General features: G+C 72.5%; 12 protein-coding genes. 8 read left to right on the top strand and 4 right to left on the bottom strand.

Annotated features, from left to right (window positions below):
* Positions 1–64: 64 nt before the first annotated feature.
* On the top strand, positions 65–1,381 hold the full coding sequence (locus BM085_RS00235; RefSeq protein WP_245789037.1) for a glycoside hydrolase family 3 protein: 1,317 nt from the start codon (positions 65–67) through the stop codon (positions 1,379–1,381).
* A 152-nt stretch (positions 1,382–1,533) separates the two neighbouring features.
* Here the strand turns inward: BM085_RS00235 and BM085_RS00230 are convergent, their stop codons facing one another.
* Complete coding sequence (locus BM085_RS00230) at positions 1,534–2,736, bottom strand: acyl-CoA dehydrogenase family protein (RefSeq protein WP_093885037.1); 1,203 nt, start codon at positions 2,734–2,736, stop codon at positions 1,534–1,536.
* 82 nt (positions 2,737–2,818) lie between these two features.
* On the opposite strand from BM085_RS00230, the gene BM085_RS00225 reads away from it, so the two are divergent.
* The 4 genes from BM085_RS00225 (at position 2,819) to BM085_RS00210 (ending at position 5,588) form a co-directional block, all read left to right on the top strand.
* On the top strand, positions 2,819–3,463 hold the full coding sequence (locus tag BM085_RS00225) for an HAD family hydrolase (protein WP_093885036.1): 645 nt from the start codon (positions 2,819–2,821) through the stop codon (positions 3,461–3,463).
* Between the two features lie 111 nt (positions 3,464–3,574).
* Complete coding sequence (locus BM085_RS00220) at positions 3,575–4,081, top strand: DUF6912 family protein (RefSeq protein ID WP_093885347.1); 507 nt, start codon at positions 3,575–3,577, stop codon at positions 4,079–4,081.
* A 74-nt stretch (positions 4,082–4,155) separates the two neighbouring features.
* Positions 4,156–4,788, top strand: a complete 633-nt coding sequence (locus tag BM085_RS00215; protein ID WP_093885035.1) for an HAD family hydrolase — start codon at positions 4,156–4,158, stop codon at positions 4,786–4,788.
* An 83-nt stretch (positions 4,789–4,871) separates the two neighbouring features.
* Positions 4,872–5,588: an HAD family hydrolase gene (locus BM085_RS00210; RefSeq protein ID WP_093885034.1), complete on the top strand. Its 717-nt coding sequence runs from the start codon at positions 4,872–4,874 to the stop codon at positions 5,586–5,588.
* A 113-nt stretch (positions 5,589–5,701) separates the two neighbouring features.
* Here the strand turns inward: BM085_RS00210 and BM085_RS00205 are convergent, their stop codons facing one another.
* Positions 5,702–7,117, bottom strand: a complete 1,416-nt coding sequence (locus BM085_RS00205; RefSeq protein ID WP_245789035.1) for a pyridoxal phosphate-dependent decarboxylase family protein — start codon at positions 7,115–7,117, stop codon at positions 5,702–5,704.
* 69 nt (positions 7,118–7,186) lie between these two features.
* Positions 7,187–8,710, bottom strand: a complete 1,524-nt coding sequence (locus BM085_RS00200) for a penicillin-binding transpeptidase domain-containing protein (protein WP_093885032.1) — start codon at positions 8,708–8,710, stop codon at positions 7,187–7,189.
* A gap of 107 nt (positions 8,711–8,817) precedes the next feature.
* Here BM085_RS00200 and BM085_RS00195 point away from each other — a divergent pair, with 107 nt between their 5' ends.
* The 3 genes from BM085_RS00195 (at position 8,818) to BM085_RS00185 (ending at position 12,714) form a co-directional block, all read left to right on the top strand.
* On the top strand, positions 8,818–9,738 hold the full coding sequence (locus BM085_RS00195; protein ID WP_093885346.1) for a LysR family transcriptional regulator: 921 nt from the start codon (positions 8,818–8,820) through the stop codon (positions 9,736–9,738).
* A complete protein-coding gene (locus BM085_RS00190; RefSeq protein ID WP_093885031.1) occupies positions 9,735–10,586 on the top strand; it encodes a serine hydrolase in 852 nt (283 codons plus the stop codon). Before BM085_RS00195 ends, BM085_RS00190 begins: the two co-directional genes overlap by 4 nt.
* A 73-nt stretch (positions 10,587–10,659) precedes the next feature.
* On the top strand, positions 10,660–12,714 hold the full coding sequence (locus BM085_RS00185; protein ID WP_093885030.1) for an acetoacetate--CoA ligase: 2,055 nt from the start codon (positions 10,660–10,662) through the stop codon (positions 12,712–12,714).
* Between the two features lie 159 nt (positions 12,715–12,873).
* Here BM085_RS00185 and BM085_RS00180 read toward each other — a convergent pair whose 3' ends face one another.
* Positions 12,874–14,292 carry an FAD-binding oxidoreductase gene (locus tag BM085_RS00180; protein ID WP_218158560.1) on the bottom strand — a complete coding sequence of 473 codons (1,419 nt, stop codon included), beginning with the start codon at positions 14,290–14,292 and terminating at the stop codon, positions 12,874–12,876.
* Between the last annotated feature and the right edge of the window lie 19 nt (positions 14,293–14,311).

The raw sequence follows: 14,311 nt of genomic DNA, 5'->3' as shown, positions 1-14,311 counted from the left end.
CTCAGGTCGCCGGCGCGGATAGCGTGGACCCATGGTTCGGTGCATTCGTACGACTGGTCTGGCAGTGATCGCGACTATGGTGGCCGGATGTGCCGGCACGGGGGCGGGGGCGGCCTCGCCCGCCCGGCCGGCCGCGGGGCAGGTCAGCGACATGGCCACGAGCGCCGCCCCCTCGCCGTCCGCGACGTCCGAGGGGTCCGGGACGTCCGCGGCGTCCGCGACCCCGGGGGCCTCCAAGGTGGAGGCCGTGCTCGCGCGGATGAGCGTGGAGGACAAGGTCGGGCAGCTCTTCATGCCGGTGCTGTACGGCCCGGCGGCGGACACGGTGTCGGGAGAGAACCAGGCGCGGTTCGGGGTCGGCACCCCGGCCAAGGCGGTCGCCAAATACCGGCCGGGCGGGGTGATCCTGTTCCCCTGGGCGGACAACGTCAAGAACGTCCGGCAGGTCGTGGCGCTGACCAACGGGCTGCAGAAGGCGTCGCCGGAGATCCCGCTGCTGGTCGGCGCCGACCAGGAGAACGGCAGGGTCTCCCGGATGGCCCCGCTGGTCACCCCGATGCCCGGCGCCTCCGTCATCGGCTCGACCGGAGATCCCGCCCTGGCCCGCAGGGCGGCCAAGGTCACGGGCACCGAGCTGCGCGCGCTGGGCATCAATCTCGACTTCGCCCCGGTCGCCGACGTGAACATCAACCCGCGCAACCCGGTGATCGGCCCCCGCGCCTACGGTTCGGACCCGAAGAAGGTGGCGCCGATGGTCGCCGCCGCGGTCCAGGGCTTTCACGACGCCGGGATCGCCAGCACGGCCAAGCACTTCCCCGGCCACGGCGACACCAACGTGGACAGCCACTCCGGGCTGCCGGTGATCCAGCACTCCCTGTCCCAGTGGAACAAGCTGGACGCGCCGCCCTTCGCCGCGGCCATCGGCAAGGACATCGACGCGATCATGAGCGCCCACGTGGTCATGCCCAAGCTCGACCCGTCCGGTGACCCCGCCACGCTCTCCAAGCCGATCCTGACCGGGCTGCTCCGCGAGAAGCTCGGCTTCGACGGGGTCGTCTCGACGGACGCGCTGGACATGGCGGGGGTGCGCAAGAAGTACGGCGACGGGCAGGTGGCCGTACGGGCCATCCAGGCCGGGGCGGACCTGCTGCTGATGCCGCCGGACTTCCCCAAGGCCTACGGGGCGGTGCTGGCCGCGGTGAAGTCAGGGAAGATCTCCACCGCGCGGCTCGACCAGTCCGTCCGGCGGCTGCTGAAGCTGAAGGCCGCGCGGGGCCTGCTGGACAGGGCGCCGGTCGCCGACCCGGCCGAGGCCGAGCGGGTGCTGCGCTCGGCCGAGCACCGCAAGGTCGCCCAGCTCATCAACGAGCGGGCCCGCTGACCGCAGGCGGTTCTCCCCGCCGGTCGCGGCCCGGCCGGCCACCGGCTGTGCGGGCCCGCCGCCCGGCGGGCCCGCAGGAGATCCGGCGGGCCCGCGGAAGGTAGCGCCTGAGCTCCCGGCGGGCTCATGGAAGGGCAGGAGATCCGGCGGGCTCACAGGAGGTAGGGCTTGAGCTCCCGGCGGGCGACCGTACGGATGTGGACCTCGTCGGGGCCGTCGAAGATGCGCATCGCGCGGGCCTGGGCGTACATCATGGCGAGCGGGACGTCGTCGCAGACGCCCATGCCGCCGTGGACCTGGATGGCCCGGTCGATGACCTCGCAGGCCATCCGGGGGGCGACGACCTTGATGGCGGAGATCTCCGCGGCGGCGGCCCTGGCGCCGACGGTGTCGATCATCCAGGCGGCCTTCAGGGTGAGCAGCCGGGCCTGGTCGACGGCCAGCCGGGACTCGGCGATCTGCTGCTGGACGACGCCCTGCTGGGCGAGGGTCTGGCCGAAGGCCACGCGGTTGGCGGCGCGGGAGCACATCAGCTCCAGGGCGCGCTCGGCCATGCCGATCGCCCGCATGCAGTGGTGGATGCGGCCCGGTCCCAGACGCGCCTGGGCGATGCGGAAACCGTCGCCCTCCTCCGCTATGAGGTTCGAGACGGGCACCCGGACGTCGGTGAAGACGATCTCGGAGTGGCCGTGCTGCTCCTGGTAACCGAAGAGCGGCAGGTGGCGGACGACCTCCACGCCGGGGGTGCCCATGGGGACCAGGACCATCGACTGCTGGCGGTGCGTCGGGGCGTCCGGGTCGGTCTTGCCCATCACGATCATGATCTCGCAGCGCGGATCGGCCGCGCCGGTGATGAACCACTTGCGGCCGTTGATCACGTACTCGGAGCCGTCGCGGGTGATGGAGGTGGCGATGTTGGTGGCGTCGCTGGAGGCCACCGCGGGTTCGGTCATCGCGAACGCCGAGCGGATCTCGCCGGAGAGCAGCGGCCTGAGCCAGCGCTCCCGCTGTCCGGGCGAGCCGAACATGTGCAGGACCTCCATGTTCCCGGTGTCGGGGGCCGCGCAGTTCAGCGCCTCCGGGGCGAGGTCGATGGAGCGGCCGGTCACCTCGGCCAGGCTGGCGTAGTCGAGCACCGACATGCCCGACTCGTCGGGCAGGAACAGATTCCACAGACCACGCGAGCGGGCCTCGGCTTTGAGCTCCTCGACGACCGGTGGCAGGGTGTGGTCGTCGTGCCCCTTGGCGAGCCGCCACCCGTGGTAGACGGGCTCCGCGGGATACACATGGGACACCATGAAATCGGTCAGATTGGCGAGGTATTCCTCCGCCTTCGTGCTGAGCGCGAAGTCCATGGCGGTCAGTTTGGCACCACCCCTCTCCGGTTCACTCACCGGCCGTGCCTAACCTGGATCCGGTTCCAGATGAGGAGGCGGGATGTTCAGAGGCGTGCTGATCGACTGGGGTGGCGTGCTCACCACGGGTCTGTCCGAGGCGATCACCGAATGGATCGTCGCCGACCGGATCGACGCCGGCCACTACCGCGACGTGATGCGCCGGCTGGTGCTGCACGCCTACGAGGGCTCCGAGACCGGCGAGAACGCGGTCCACGCGCTGGAGCGGGGCGAGATCTCCGGGCTGGACTTCGAGCGGAACCTGGCCGCCAGGCTGGTCACCACGGACGGCGTGCCGCCGGTCGCCGAGGGACTCCTGGCCAGGATGTTCGCCGGGTTCCAGCGGGTCGAGCCGATGTACGACATGCTCCGCCAGGCCCGCGCCGCCGGGCTGCGGACCTGCCTGGTCTCCAACTCCTGGGCCAACGAGTATCCCCGCGAGGACTGGGACGACTTCTTCGACGAGATCGTCATCTCGGGGGAGGTCGGCATGCGCAAGCCGGAACCGAGGATCTTCGAGCACGCGCTCGGCAGGGTCGGCCTGGCGGGGCCCGAATGCGTGTTCGTGGACGACATGGAGGCCAACATCACGGCCGCCCGCGCGCTCGGCATCGTCGGCGTGCACCACCGGGACCCCGAACAGACCATCGCCGAGCTGGAGCGGCTTTTCAGCGTGCCGCTGCGCTGACTGCCCGTCCGGTGTGCCGGATCTCGCGACCGGGTCGCCGGGACTGGCACACTCGATGGATGATCGGCGTCGAACCGGACGCCGGTGTCGGAGAAACAGATCGAGGCATGGATGCGCGTCTACCTGCCGTGCACGCTCCCCGCGCTGGCCCGTGTGGTCACCCTGGGGGAGCTCGGCCCGGCCCCGCTGACCGGCTACGCGGTGACACCCGCGTTGGTCGAGTGGTACGTCTCGGGTGACACCGAGGAACTGGAGTACGTCGCCCTGACCGAGGCGGCCAGGGCGTCGCTGCGGATGCTGGCCGCCGACCGCGCCGACGGCGTGCGGGTGGCCGCGCGCCGGGTGGTGATCGCCGCCGAGGTGCCGGACGGGAGCGTGAGCGCGGGCGCCGAGCTGGAGGAGCGTGCCCGCGTACGGCTCGCCGCGGCGATCCCGATGGCCGACATCGCCGCGGTCCACGTGGACGACCTGTCCGCGGTGGAGGACATCGAGGCCGCGATCGTCGCGCTCCCGGCCGCGGACCGGGGCGATGACGATGCCCGGTTCGCCCTGGACGGCGCCGAGGCCAACGATCTGCTGTGGTACGCCACCCAGGAGATACCGGACCTGATCGGCTGAGGGCTCCGCCGGGGCCCGCGGCGATGGTCGGGGGATGTCTCCGGCGGCGCGGTCTGGCTATCCTGGAGGGCGATATGAGACACATTGTGTGGGACTGGAACGGCACGCTCTTCCACGATATCGACGCCGTCGTCGGAGCGACGAACGAGGTGTTCGCGCCCTACGGGCTGGGCTCCTACGATGTCGACGGTTTCCGGGCGGTGTACACCCGCCCGATCTGGACGGCCTACGAGCGCATGCTCGGCCGTACGCTCCACGACGGCGAGTGGGAGAGGCTGGACCTCGGCTTCCACGAGAACTACCACCGGCTGATGCTGGAGTGCGGTCTCGCGGCGGACGCGGCCTCCACCCTGGAGAGCTGGGAGCGGGAGGGCGGCAGGCAGTCGCTGCTGTCGATGTGGGCGCACGAGCGGCTGGGGCCCAAGGTCGCCGAGTTCGGCATCGACCGGCACTTCACCCGGATCGACGGGCTGCGCAGCGCGTCCGGCGGCCACAAGGCCGATTCGATGGTGGCCCATCTCGCGGCCCTCGGCCTGGACCCCGCCGACGTGCTCGTGATCGGCGACAGCGTGGACGACGCGCACGCCGCCCAGCACGTCGGGGCGCGGGCCGTGCTCTACACCGGCGGTATGACCAGCCGGAGCGACCTGATGGCGTTCGGCGTCCCGGTCGTGGATACCCTCGCGAACGCCATCGACTACGCCTGAAACGGATGATTTCGGCATTGATGGCGGTCGGGGTACGGCCGTAGCCCGTACCCTGGGCATCCGCACCATTCCGGGAGGCCCCGATTAGCCGGCTCGTTCTCTGGAACGTCGATCTCACGCTGGTCGATGTGTCCATCGTCACCCGCGAGGCGTACGCGGACGCCTTCCGGAAGGTCACCGGGCGGCCTCTGGTCAAGCTGACCCAGCACAACGGCCGCCCGGACTCGGAGATCGTCTTCGAGACGCTGGCCATCAACGGGATCCTCGCCGAGGACGACCACCTCCCCAAGTTCCTGGACGCGCTGGGCGAGGCATTCGGGGCGCGGCGCAAGCGCCTGACCAAGGACGGCCGGACGATGGCCGGGGCGGCGGACGCGCTGAAGGCCGTGGCCAGGCTCGACGGCACGGTCCAGTCGGTGCTCACCGGCACGATAAAGAGCAACGCCGTGCACAAGCTGACCGCCTTCGGCCTGGACAGGCACGTGGACTTCGAGGTCGGCGGCTACGGCGAGGAGGTCTACCCCAAGGCCACGCTGCTCCAGGTCGCGCAGGGCCGGGCCAGGCAGAAGTACGGCGGCACCTTCGACGGCGGCAACACCGTGATGATCGGCGACTCGGCCAGGGACGTCCAGGCCGCCAGGATCGCCGGGGCGTCGATGATCGCGGTCGCCACCGGCCGATCCCTCCCGGCCGAGCTCCACGAGGCGGGGGCCGACGTGGTGCTGTCCGACCTGTCCAACCCGTCGGAGGTCGTCGCGGCCGTGGCCGGGCTCACCTCACCGGCCCGCAAAGCCGGCTAGACCCTCGGCCCGCAAGGCGCCGGCCGGACCCTCGCTCCACGGCCCGCCGCCCGAGCCGCCCGCCGCCCGAGCCGCCCCCGCCCGCCGCACGGGCCATCCCGTGCGGCGCGTGGTCATCCCGGACGGCGGGCGGCGATCTCGCGGACGACCGAGGCCAGCAGGTCGATGTCGGCCTCGGTGGTGCGCCAGTTGAGGATGGCCGGTCGCAGGGCGGTCATGCCCCGGTAGGTGGTGGTCCCGGCGTAGACCCGGCCGTCGGCGAGCAGCTCCTGGCCGATCCACGCGTTCAGCGCGTTCAGCTCCTCCTCGGGGACGCCGGGCGGGCGGTAGCGGAAGCAGACCACGCACAGCCGTACCGGGGCGAGCAGCTCCAGGTCGGGGGCTTCCTCGACGATCGCGCCCAGCCGCAGGGCCAGATCGTGGTGGCGCTCGACCATCTCCCGGTGGCCCTGCCTGCCGTAGGCCCGCAGGGTCGCCCAGATGGGCAGCGCACGCGCGCGGCGGGAGGACTCCGGGCCCAGGCAGTTGTAGTTGACGTGCGGGTCGTCCTCGGCCGGGAGGTACGCCGCGCCCCACGGGCCGAAGGTCCGGCCCATGAGCTCCGGATCGCGGACGAACGCGAACCCGCTCTCGTAGGGGACGTTGAGCCACTTGTGCCCGTCGGAGGTCACCGAGTGCGCCCGCTCCACCCCCTTGACCAGGTGCGACAGGCGGGGCGAGGCAGCCGCGAACAGGCCGAAGGCCCCGTCCACGTGCAGCCAGGCGCCGTGCCGCTCGGCCAGGTCCGCGAGGTCGTCGATGGGGTCGAAGTCGCCGGCGTTCACCTCGCCCGCGTTCCCGACGATCACCGCCGGGCCGTCGATCCGTCCGAGTTCCCGGTCCATGGCCTCCAGATCGACCCGCCCCGCCTCGTCCCGGGCGAAGACGCGGGCGCCGTCCCGGCCGCAGCCGAGCGTCAGCAGCGCCTTGCGGCTGCTGGGGTGGATGTACCCCCCGGCCAGCACGGGCATCCGCGGCAGTCCGGCGAGCCCGTCGGCCGTCACGTCGGCGCCGTGGCGCTCGCCCCACCACTGCCGGGCGCACGCCAGCCCGGTGAGGTTGGCGAAGGTCGCGCTCGGGGTCAGCACGCCGCCGTAGGATCGCGGCAGCCCGAACAGGTCCTTCAGCCACCGCAGCACGACGGTCTCCGCCCGGGTGGCGAACGGCGAGGTCAGCCAGAGCCCGCCGGCCTGGTCCAGCAGGGAGGTCACCCAGTCGCCCGCCTGGGCCGCCGGGGTGGAGCCGCCGACGACGAAGTGGAAGAAACGCGGTCCCGAGGAGTGCGTCGCCGCCTCGGTGCCGACGTGCAGCAGGCGTTCGACGCTGTCCAGCGTGCCTTCGCCGCGTTCGGGGAGCGGGCCGTTGAGCAGGTCGAGCAGGCCGTCGGCCCCGTGGTCGTGCACGGGGCGCTCGCCGAGCGATTCGAGGTAGGGGCCGGCGGCTCTGGCCACCATCTCCAGCGCGGCCGCGGCCTGGTCGCGTTCGTTCAAAGGATCACTCATCCTTCAGGAGAACACGTGCCGGTCACGGCCCGCCAGCCCCTTTTCGATCTTCGACGGCTAGGGTTCCGTGAGCCCGCCGAGGAAGCGGCCCGCGATGGGCGCGGCCACCGCGGAGCCCGCGCCGCCGCCCTCCACGATCACCGAGAACGCCAGGTCGTCCCGGTAGCCGATGAACCACGCGTGGGACGGCGGTTCCTTGCCCGAGCCGAACTCGGCGGTGCCGGTCTTGCCCGCCGTACCCGGGGGGAAGGAGACCGCGCTCGCCGTGCCCTCCACCACCACCGCGGGCATCAGCGTGCGCAACGCCCGTACCACCGCCGGCTCCAGTTTCCTCGGCTGGACCGGCGGCAGCAGGTCCGCGGCCACCAGGCGGGGCGGGCGCCAGGAGCCGTCGGCGATCGCCGCCGCCACGGTCGCCATGTTCAGCGGGCTGGTCAGGACGCGGCCCTGCCCGATCGAGGCCGACGCGAGGTCGGTGTCGTCCTTCGGGTCGGGGAACTGCGCCCGTACGGCGGGCACACCGGGGTCCACCGGGCCTCCGAACCCGAAGCTCGCCGCCACCGCGGCCAGCCGCTTCCCGCCGAGCCGCTCCACGCTGAGCTCCCCGAACGTGGTGTTGCAGGAGTGGGCGAACGCCTCGCGCAGCGCGATCGTGCCGTAGTCCTTGAACCCGGCGTTGTGGAAGGGGAAGCCGCCGATGTTCTGCTCGGCCGGGCAGGGCACGAGCCCGCCCGCGGTCATGCCGTCGGCGATCAGAGCCGAGGCCGTGACCACCTTGAAGGTCGAGCCGGGAGGGTAGTGGCCGAGCAGTGCCCGGTTGAACCCGCCGGGCTTGTTGACCACGGCCAGGACCTCGCCGGTCGAGGGCCGCAGCGCGACCAGGGAGGCGGGCTTGTCCACCGCGTCCAGGGCCGCGGCGGCGGCCCGGTGGACGCGCAGGTCGATCGTGGTCCGCAGCTCCTCGCCGGGCTTGGCCTCGGCGGTGGCGAGTGTGGCGACCTGCTTGCCGCCCCGGACCAGGTCCACCCGGGCCGAGGAGGTGCCGGTGAGCCGGGAGGCGTACTTATCCCTGAGCCCCTCGACGAGCTGCTGGATCGAGCCCGGCGCGGTGGCGGTGTCGACGCGGGTCCCGTCGGCGGCCAGGATCGGCGCCTGCTCGGCCTTGACCAGCACGGTCTTGAACCGCAGGCCGGGTTCGAGCCGGGGATGGATCGCCGCCGGGCTCCACTTCACCCGCCAGCTCCGCTCGTGCTCGACCAGCGCCAGCGAGCCGTCGTAGGCCCAGTCCACCGGTCCGTCCAGTTCGGCGTGGAAGGCGACCTTGGAGTCGGTGCTCCCGGTGACCTCGAAGCCGGCCCCCGACAGCTTCAGGTCGGTCCGGAACCGCTGGTACCAGCGGTCGAAGTCGCCGGGCGGCTCGACCGTGAGCGCCCGCATCGCCGGGTAGTCCTGCCTGCCCCAGGCCGCCAGGAACTCCTGGGCCGTCTGCTCGGCCGATCCCCGGGTGCTCAGCGCCCACACGCCCCCGCCGACCACGGCGACCGGCACCAGTACGGCCGCCGCCAGGTATTTCAGCTTCATCAATCGTCCCCTTGTCCTCGCGGACTGAGGAGACCAGAGAGATGTCCTTGATGTCCAATATTGGTATGTGGCCATTATCAATACAGAAACGGATATAGTTGCTGTTCATGGATCTCGTGCGACATCTGCGCTACTTCACGGTCGTCGCCGAAGAGCTGCATTTCGGCAACGCGGCGGTCCGGCTCGGCATGGCCCAGCCGCCGCTCAGCCAGCGCATCCGGCGGCTGGAGGAGGAGCTCGGCGTGCGGCTGTTCGACCGGTCCAGCCGCCAGGTCCGGCTGACCGAGCCGGGCCGGCTGCTGCTGGCCGAGGCCCGCGAGATCGTCGCGCGGGTGGACAGGCTGCGTGACCTGGCCGGGCAGGGGGAGAGCGAGGTGCTCCGCGTGGGAGTCACCCCCGATCTGGGATCCGCGCTGATCGCGGCGCTGATCGCCGGGTTCCGCGACCGCGCGCCCGACGTACGGCCCGCGCCCGCCGAGATGTGGAGCGCCGACCAGGTCATCGCGCTCACCGACGGCACCCTCGACGTGGGTCTGCTCCGCCACCCGGTGACCGCCCCCGGGCTGAGCTTCGGCCCGGTGCTCGTCCAGCGCCCCGGCGTGGTGCTGGCCGAGACCGACCCGCTCGCGGCGACGTCGTCGGTGCACCTGGCCGACCTGGCGGGCCGGCAGCTCGTGCTCTTCCCCCGCGAGCCCGGCCTGCACGAGGAGACGCTCGCGGAGTGCCGTCACCACGGGTTCGTCCCGGAGAAGGTGCACGAGGCGCAGACCCTCGGACTGGTCCTGGCCGGTACGGCCGTCGCCTTCGGGCCCCAGGTGGAGCTGCCCGGACTCCGATGGAGGCCGCTGCTGGGCAGTCCCCTCGCGTGGCGGATCTCCACGGCCTGGCGGGGAGCGGCGGCGGACGCTGCCGTAATCTTCGGGGCGGTGGCCGTAGGAGTGCTGAAGGAGAATGCCGGAATGACCGATGACGGTGTGGCGCCTGCGCGGCGCGTCCGTGCCAGGCCCGCCTCTGGATTCCTGGCGTGACCGACCTCGGCGGCCTGTTCCGCGCGGCCGGAGTGACCGGGTTCCTGCACGCGGTGGACCTGGACACCGGGGCCGAGGTCGCCCACGGCGCCGACGAGCCCGTGGTCATGGCCTCGGTGTTCAAGCTGGCGCTGCTGGTGGAGTTCTTCCGGCAGGCGGACGCGGGACGGCTGGACGTGACCGAACGGATCACGGTCATGGCGGACCGCCACACTCCCGGGCCCACCGGGGTGTCGGCCATGGCCGACGACGTGACGATGTCCCTGCGCGACCTGGCCTACCTGATGATCGCGGTGAGCGACAACACCGCCGCCGACACCCTGGTCGGCAGGGTCGGCCTGTCGGCGGTCAACACGATGCTCGCCGCCGAGGGCCTGGACGGGACGTGGGTCGAGCACGACTGCCGGAGCCTGTTCGCCAGCATCGTCGAGGACGCCGGACAGGAGGAGATGCCCACCGACCCCGCGACGATCTCCCGGCTCCGGGCACTGGACCCGGCACGCACCAGCCGGAGCACCCCGCGCGACATGACCCGGCTGCTGGGCATGGTCTGGCGCGACGAGGCGGCCTCGGCCGCCTCGTGCGCCTCGATGCGCAGGCTGCTCGGCCTGCAGGTCTGGCCGCACCGGCTCGCCGCCGGATTCCCCTACGACGACGTCGCGGTGAGCGGCAAGACCGGCACGCTGCCCACGGTCCGCAACGAGGTCGGCGTGGTGGAGTACCCCGACGGCGGTCGCTACGCGGTCGCGGTCTTCACCCGCTCCTACGGCACCGCGCAGAACCAGCCCCGTGCCGACGCGGTGATCGGCACCGCGGCGCGGGCCGCCGTGGAACGGCTACGTGGCTGAGCCACACCGCGAAACCCGAGGGTGTGTGGCCGCCGGGGATGACATTCCGGCGGGCCGCCGAGAGGATGGGGCCATGGTTGAGGAAGGTGCGCTGCTCTGGGAACCCGCCCCGGAGGTCGTGAGGGACGCCAAGGTCACCCGCTACATGGAGTGGCTCGGCCGGTCCGGTGACTACGAGTCCCTGTGGCAGTGGTCGGTGGACGCCCCGGCCGAGTTCTGGACGTCGGTCTGGGACTACTTCGGTGTCGTGGGTGAGCGTGGTGACGGGCCCGTCATATCCGGGACGATGCCCGGCGTCGAATGGTTCACCGGGTCCACGCTGAACTACGCGGCCAACGCGCTGCGCCGGGCCGGGGCCGAGCCCGACCGGCTCGCGGTGGTCTTCCGCGACGAGGCGGGCGGGCGGCGGACGCTCACCCTGGGAGAGCTGGCCGAGGAGGTGGCGCGGGTCCGCACGGGCCTGGCCGGGCTGGGCGTCGGCCGGGGGGACCGGGTCGCGGCGTACGCGCCGAACGTCCCCGAGACGCTGGTCGCCTTCCTCGCCACCGCCTCCCTGGGGGCGATCTGGTCGTCCTGCTCCCCGGACTTCGGCGCGCCCAGCGTGATCGACCGCTTCACCCAGATCGAGCCGAAGGTGCTCATCGCGGTCGACGGCTACGACTACAACGGCAGGCGGTACGACCGGGCCGAGGTCGTCCGGGACATCGCCGCCAAGCTGCCGACCCTGGTCGCGCAGGTGCGGATAGCGACGCCGCACGGTCCCGGCACGCCGGGCGCCGCCGGCGCGTCCGGCGGACCCGGCGGTCCTGACAGTCCTGGCGGCCTTGGCGGTCCCGGCGCCGACGGCGCGTCCGGTGATCGCGGCGCGCCGGACGCGGGGCGGGCCCCGTCGGAGGGCGGCGGCGCCATCCTCAGCTGGGCGGACCTGCGCGGCTCCGCCGGACCGCTGGCCTTCGAGCCGGTGCCCTTCGGCCACCCGCTCTGGATCGTCTACTCCTCCGGCACCACCGGGCTGCCCAAGCCGATCGTGCACGGCCACGGCGGCGTGGTGCTGGAGCATCTCAAGGCGCTCTCCTTCCACCAGGACCTGGGCGAGGATGACGTCTTCTTCTGGTACACCACCACCGGCTGGATGATGTGGAACTACCTCATCGGCGGCCTGCTGACCGGCTCGACGGTGGTCCTCTACGACGGGGCGGCCACCTATCCGGGCACCGACGCGCTGTGGCGGCTGGCCGCCGAGGAGAAGGTCACCTACTTCGGCACCGGTGCGCCGTACCTGGTCGCCTCCATGAAGGCGGGCCTGCGGCCCGCCGGGCTCACGGCGCTGCGCGGCCTGGGCTCCACCGGATCGCCGCTGCCGCCCGAGGGGTTCGCCTGGGTGCACGACGCGCTGCCGGAGGTCCAGCTCGGCTCGTTCTCCGGCGGCACCGACGTCTGCACCGGCTTCGTCGGCGCGGTGCCGCTGCTGCCGGTCCGCGCGGGCGTCATCCCGTGCCGCTGCCTGGGGGCCAGGGTCGAGTCCTTCGACCCGTCGGGCGCGCCGGTGGTCGGCGAGGTCGGCGAGCTGGTGCTGACCGCGCCGATGCCGTCGATGCCGGTGATGTTCTGGAACGACGCCGACGGGTCGCGATACCGGGAGAGCTACTTCGCCGACTACCCGGGCGTCTGGCGGCACGGTGACTGGATCAAGATCCTCCCCGACGGGGGCTGCGTGATCTACGGCCGGTCCGACTCCACCCTCAACCGGGGCGGCGTCCGGATGGGCACCAGCGAGTTCTACCGGGTGGTGGAGCGCTTCGACGAGATCGCCGACAGCCTGGTGATCGACACCGGTCAGCTCGGCCAGGAGGGCCGCCTGCTGCTCTACGTCACCATGGCCGAAGGGGCCGCCCTCTCCGACGCGCTGGTCGCGGGCCTGCGCGCGGCCCTCAGGGACGCGCTGTCCCCCCGGCACGTGCCGAACGAGATCATCGAGGTCCCCGGGATCCCGCGCACGCTCAGCGGCAAGAAGCTGGAGGTCCCCGTCCGCAAGATCCTCCTCGGGGTGCCCCCGGAGCAGGCCGCCAACCTCGACGCCATGGCCAACCCGGAGGTCCTGTCCCACTTCGCTCCGGTGAAGGACTGACGCGGGGCACCGAGGACGCCTCGGCGCGCCGAGGCGTCCTCGGCCGGTGTCTCCGCCCGGCGAACCACGTGACCTCCGGGGCGGTCCCGAGGGGGACATCCGTCCCGGGCGGACGCGGACACCGGCTCATCCGCCCCGGGACCCGCGTCCGGACCGCTCTCAGATCCCCTGGGGGAGCCGGAAGAGGCGGCCCGGGTCGTGGGCGGCCTTGACGCGGGCGAGCCGCCCGGCGTTCGCCCCGTAGTAGGCCGAGCGCCAGCCGCCGAGTTCGGCGTCGACGTAGTTCACGTAGGCGTGGTCGCCGAAGTGGGGACGCATGGCGGCGTGCGCGGTCCTGGCCCAGGTCGCCGCCCCGGTGCGGTGGGCGTAGTACTGCACGCTGTAGAGGGCGGCCCGGTGCGGGAAGGCGGTGGCCTCCGGGCGGACCCGGCCGACGGCGCCGCCGAGGGCGTCCAGGAGCACGGTGTGGCTGCCCGGCCGGGCGACCTCGGCGACCAGCGCCCTGGCGCCGGCCTCCGACAGCGGGCGGTAGGCCATGTGCGACTTGGCGGTGAAGTTGTCCCGCGGCAGCCTGCCGTCGCGGGTCTGGCCGGGCAGGGAACCGCCCTGGTGGCACTGGGAGACCGACAGGGTGGAGCAGCCCGCCATGATCATCATGGCCTGGCGGTAGGAGGTCTGCCGGACGTAGCTGGAGGAGACCGCGCCGATCCGGTCGGCCAGCCGGTCCAGCAGCCGCTCGCAGTCCGCCCTGCCGCCCAGGTAGAGGCCGCCGATCTGCACGTCCGTCCCGCCGTCGCGGCTCAGATGCATCGTGGACCACAGCTCGTCGGGCGTGGAGGGCGCCCACGCCTGCCACGCCCGGAGCGCCTTGGCGGCCCTGGCCCACGGCCAGTGCAGGAAGAACACCGTCACCTCACGCGTGCGGTGGGTCCGGAAGCCGAAGGAGACCGCCACGCCGAGGTTGCCGCCGCCCCCGCCGCGCGAGGCCCAGTAGAGGTCGGCGTTGTGGTCGGCGTCGCAGGTCAGCAGCCGGCCGTCAGCCGTGACGATCTGGACGGACTCCATCACGTCGCAGGTCAGGCCGTACTTCCGGGAGACCACGCCGATCCCGCCGCCCAGCGCCAGCCCGCTCACCCCGACCGTGGGGCAGGTGCCCGCCGGGATGCTGACCCCGCTCGCGCCCAGCTTCTCGTAGACGTCGACGAGCTTGGCGCCCGCCCCGACGGTCGCCCGGCCGGACGCGTGGATGATCTTGTTCATCGGGGAGACGTCGATGACCAGGCCGGTGCCGGTGGACCATCCGGCGTAGGAGTGGCCGCCCGACCGCACGGCCAGCGGCACGTTCGTCCGCCGGGCGAAGCCGACGCACTCGGCCACGTCGGAGGGGGTGGCGCAGTAGGCCACGCCCGCGGGCCGCACCCCGTCGAAGGAGGGGTTGAACAGGCGGCGGGCCGTGTCGTAGGAGGTGTCGCCGGGCCGGATGAGCCTGCCGTCCAGCCCTTCCGCGAGAGCGTTCCAATCCGATCGGGAGGGTCCTGCCGCTGCGGGCATCCCGGCTCCCAGGGTCAGGGCGGCCATGCCGCCGATCCGAAGAAAT

This window comes from Streptosporangium canum, assembly GCF_900113865.1.
Lineage (GTDB): Bacteria > Actinomycetota > Actinomycetes > Streptosporangiales > Streptosporangiaceae > Streptosporangium > Streptosporangium canum.
Note: the sequence above shows the minus strand (reverse complement) of the source record. Positions and strands in the feature narration are given on the sequence as shown.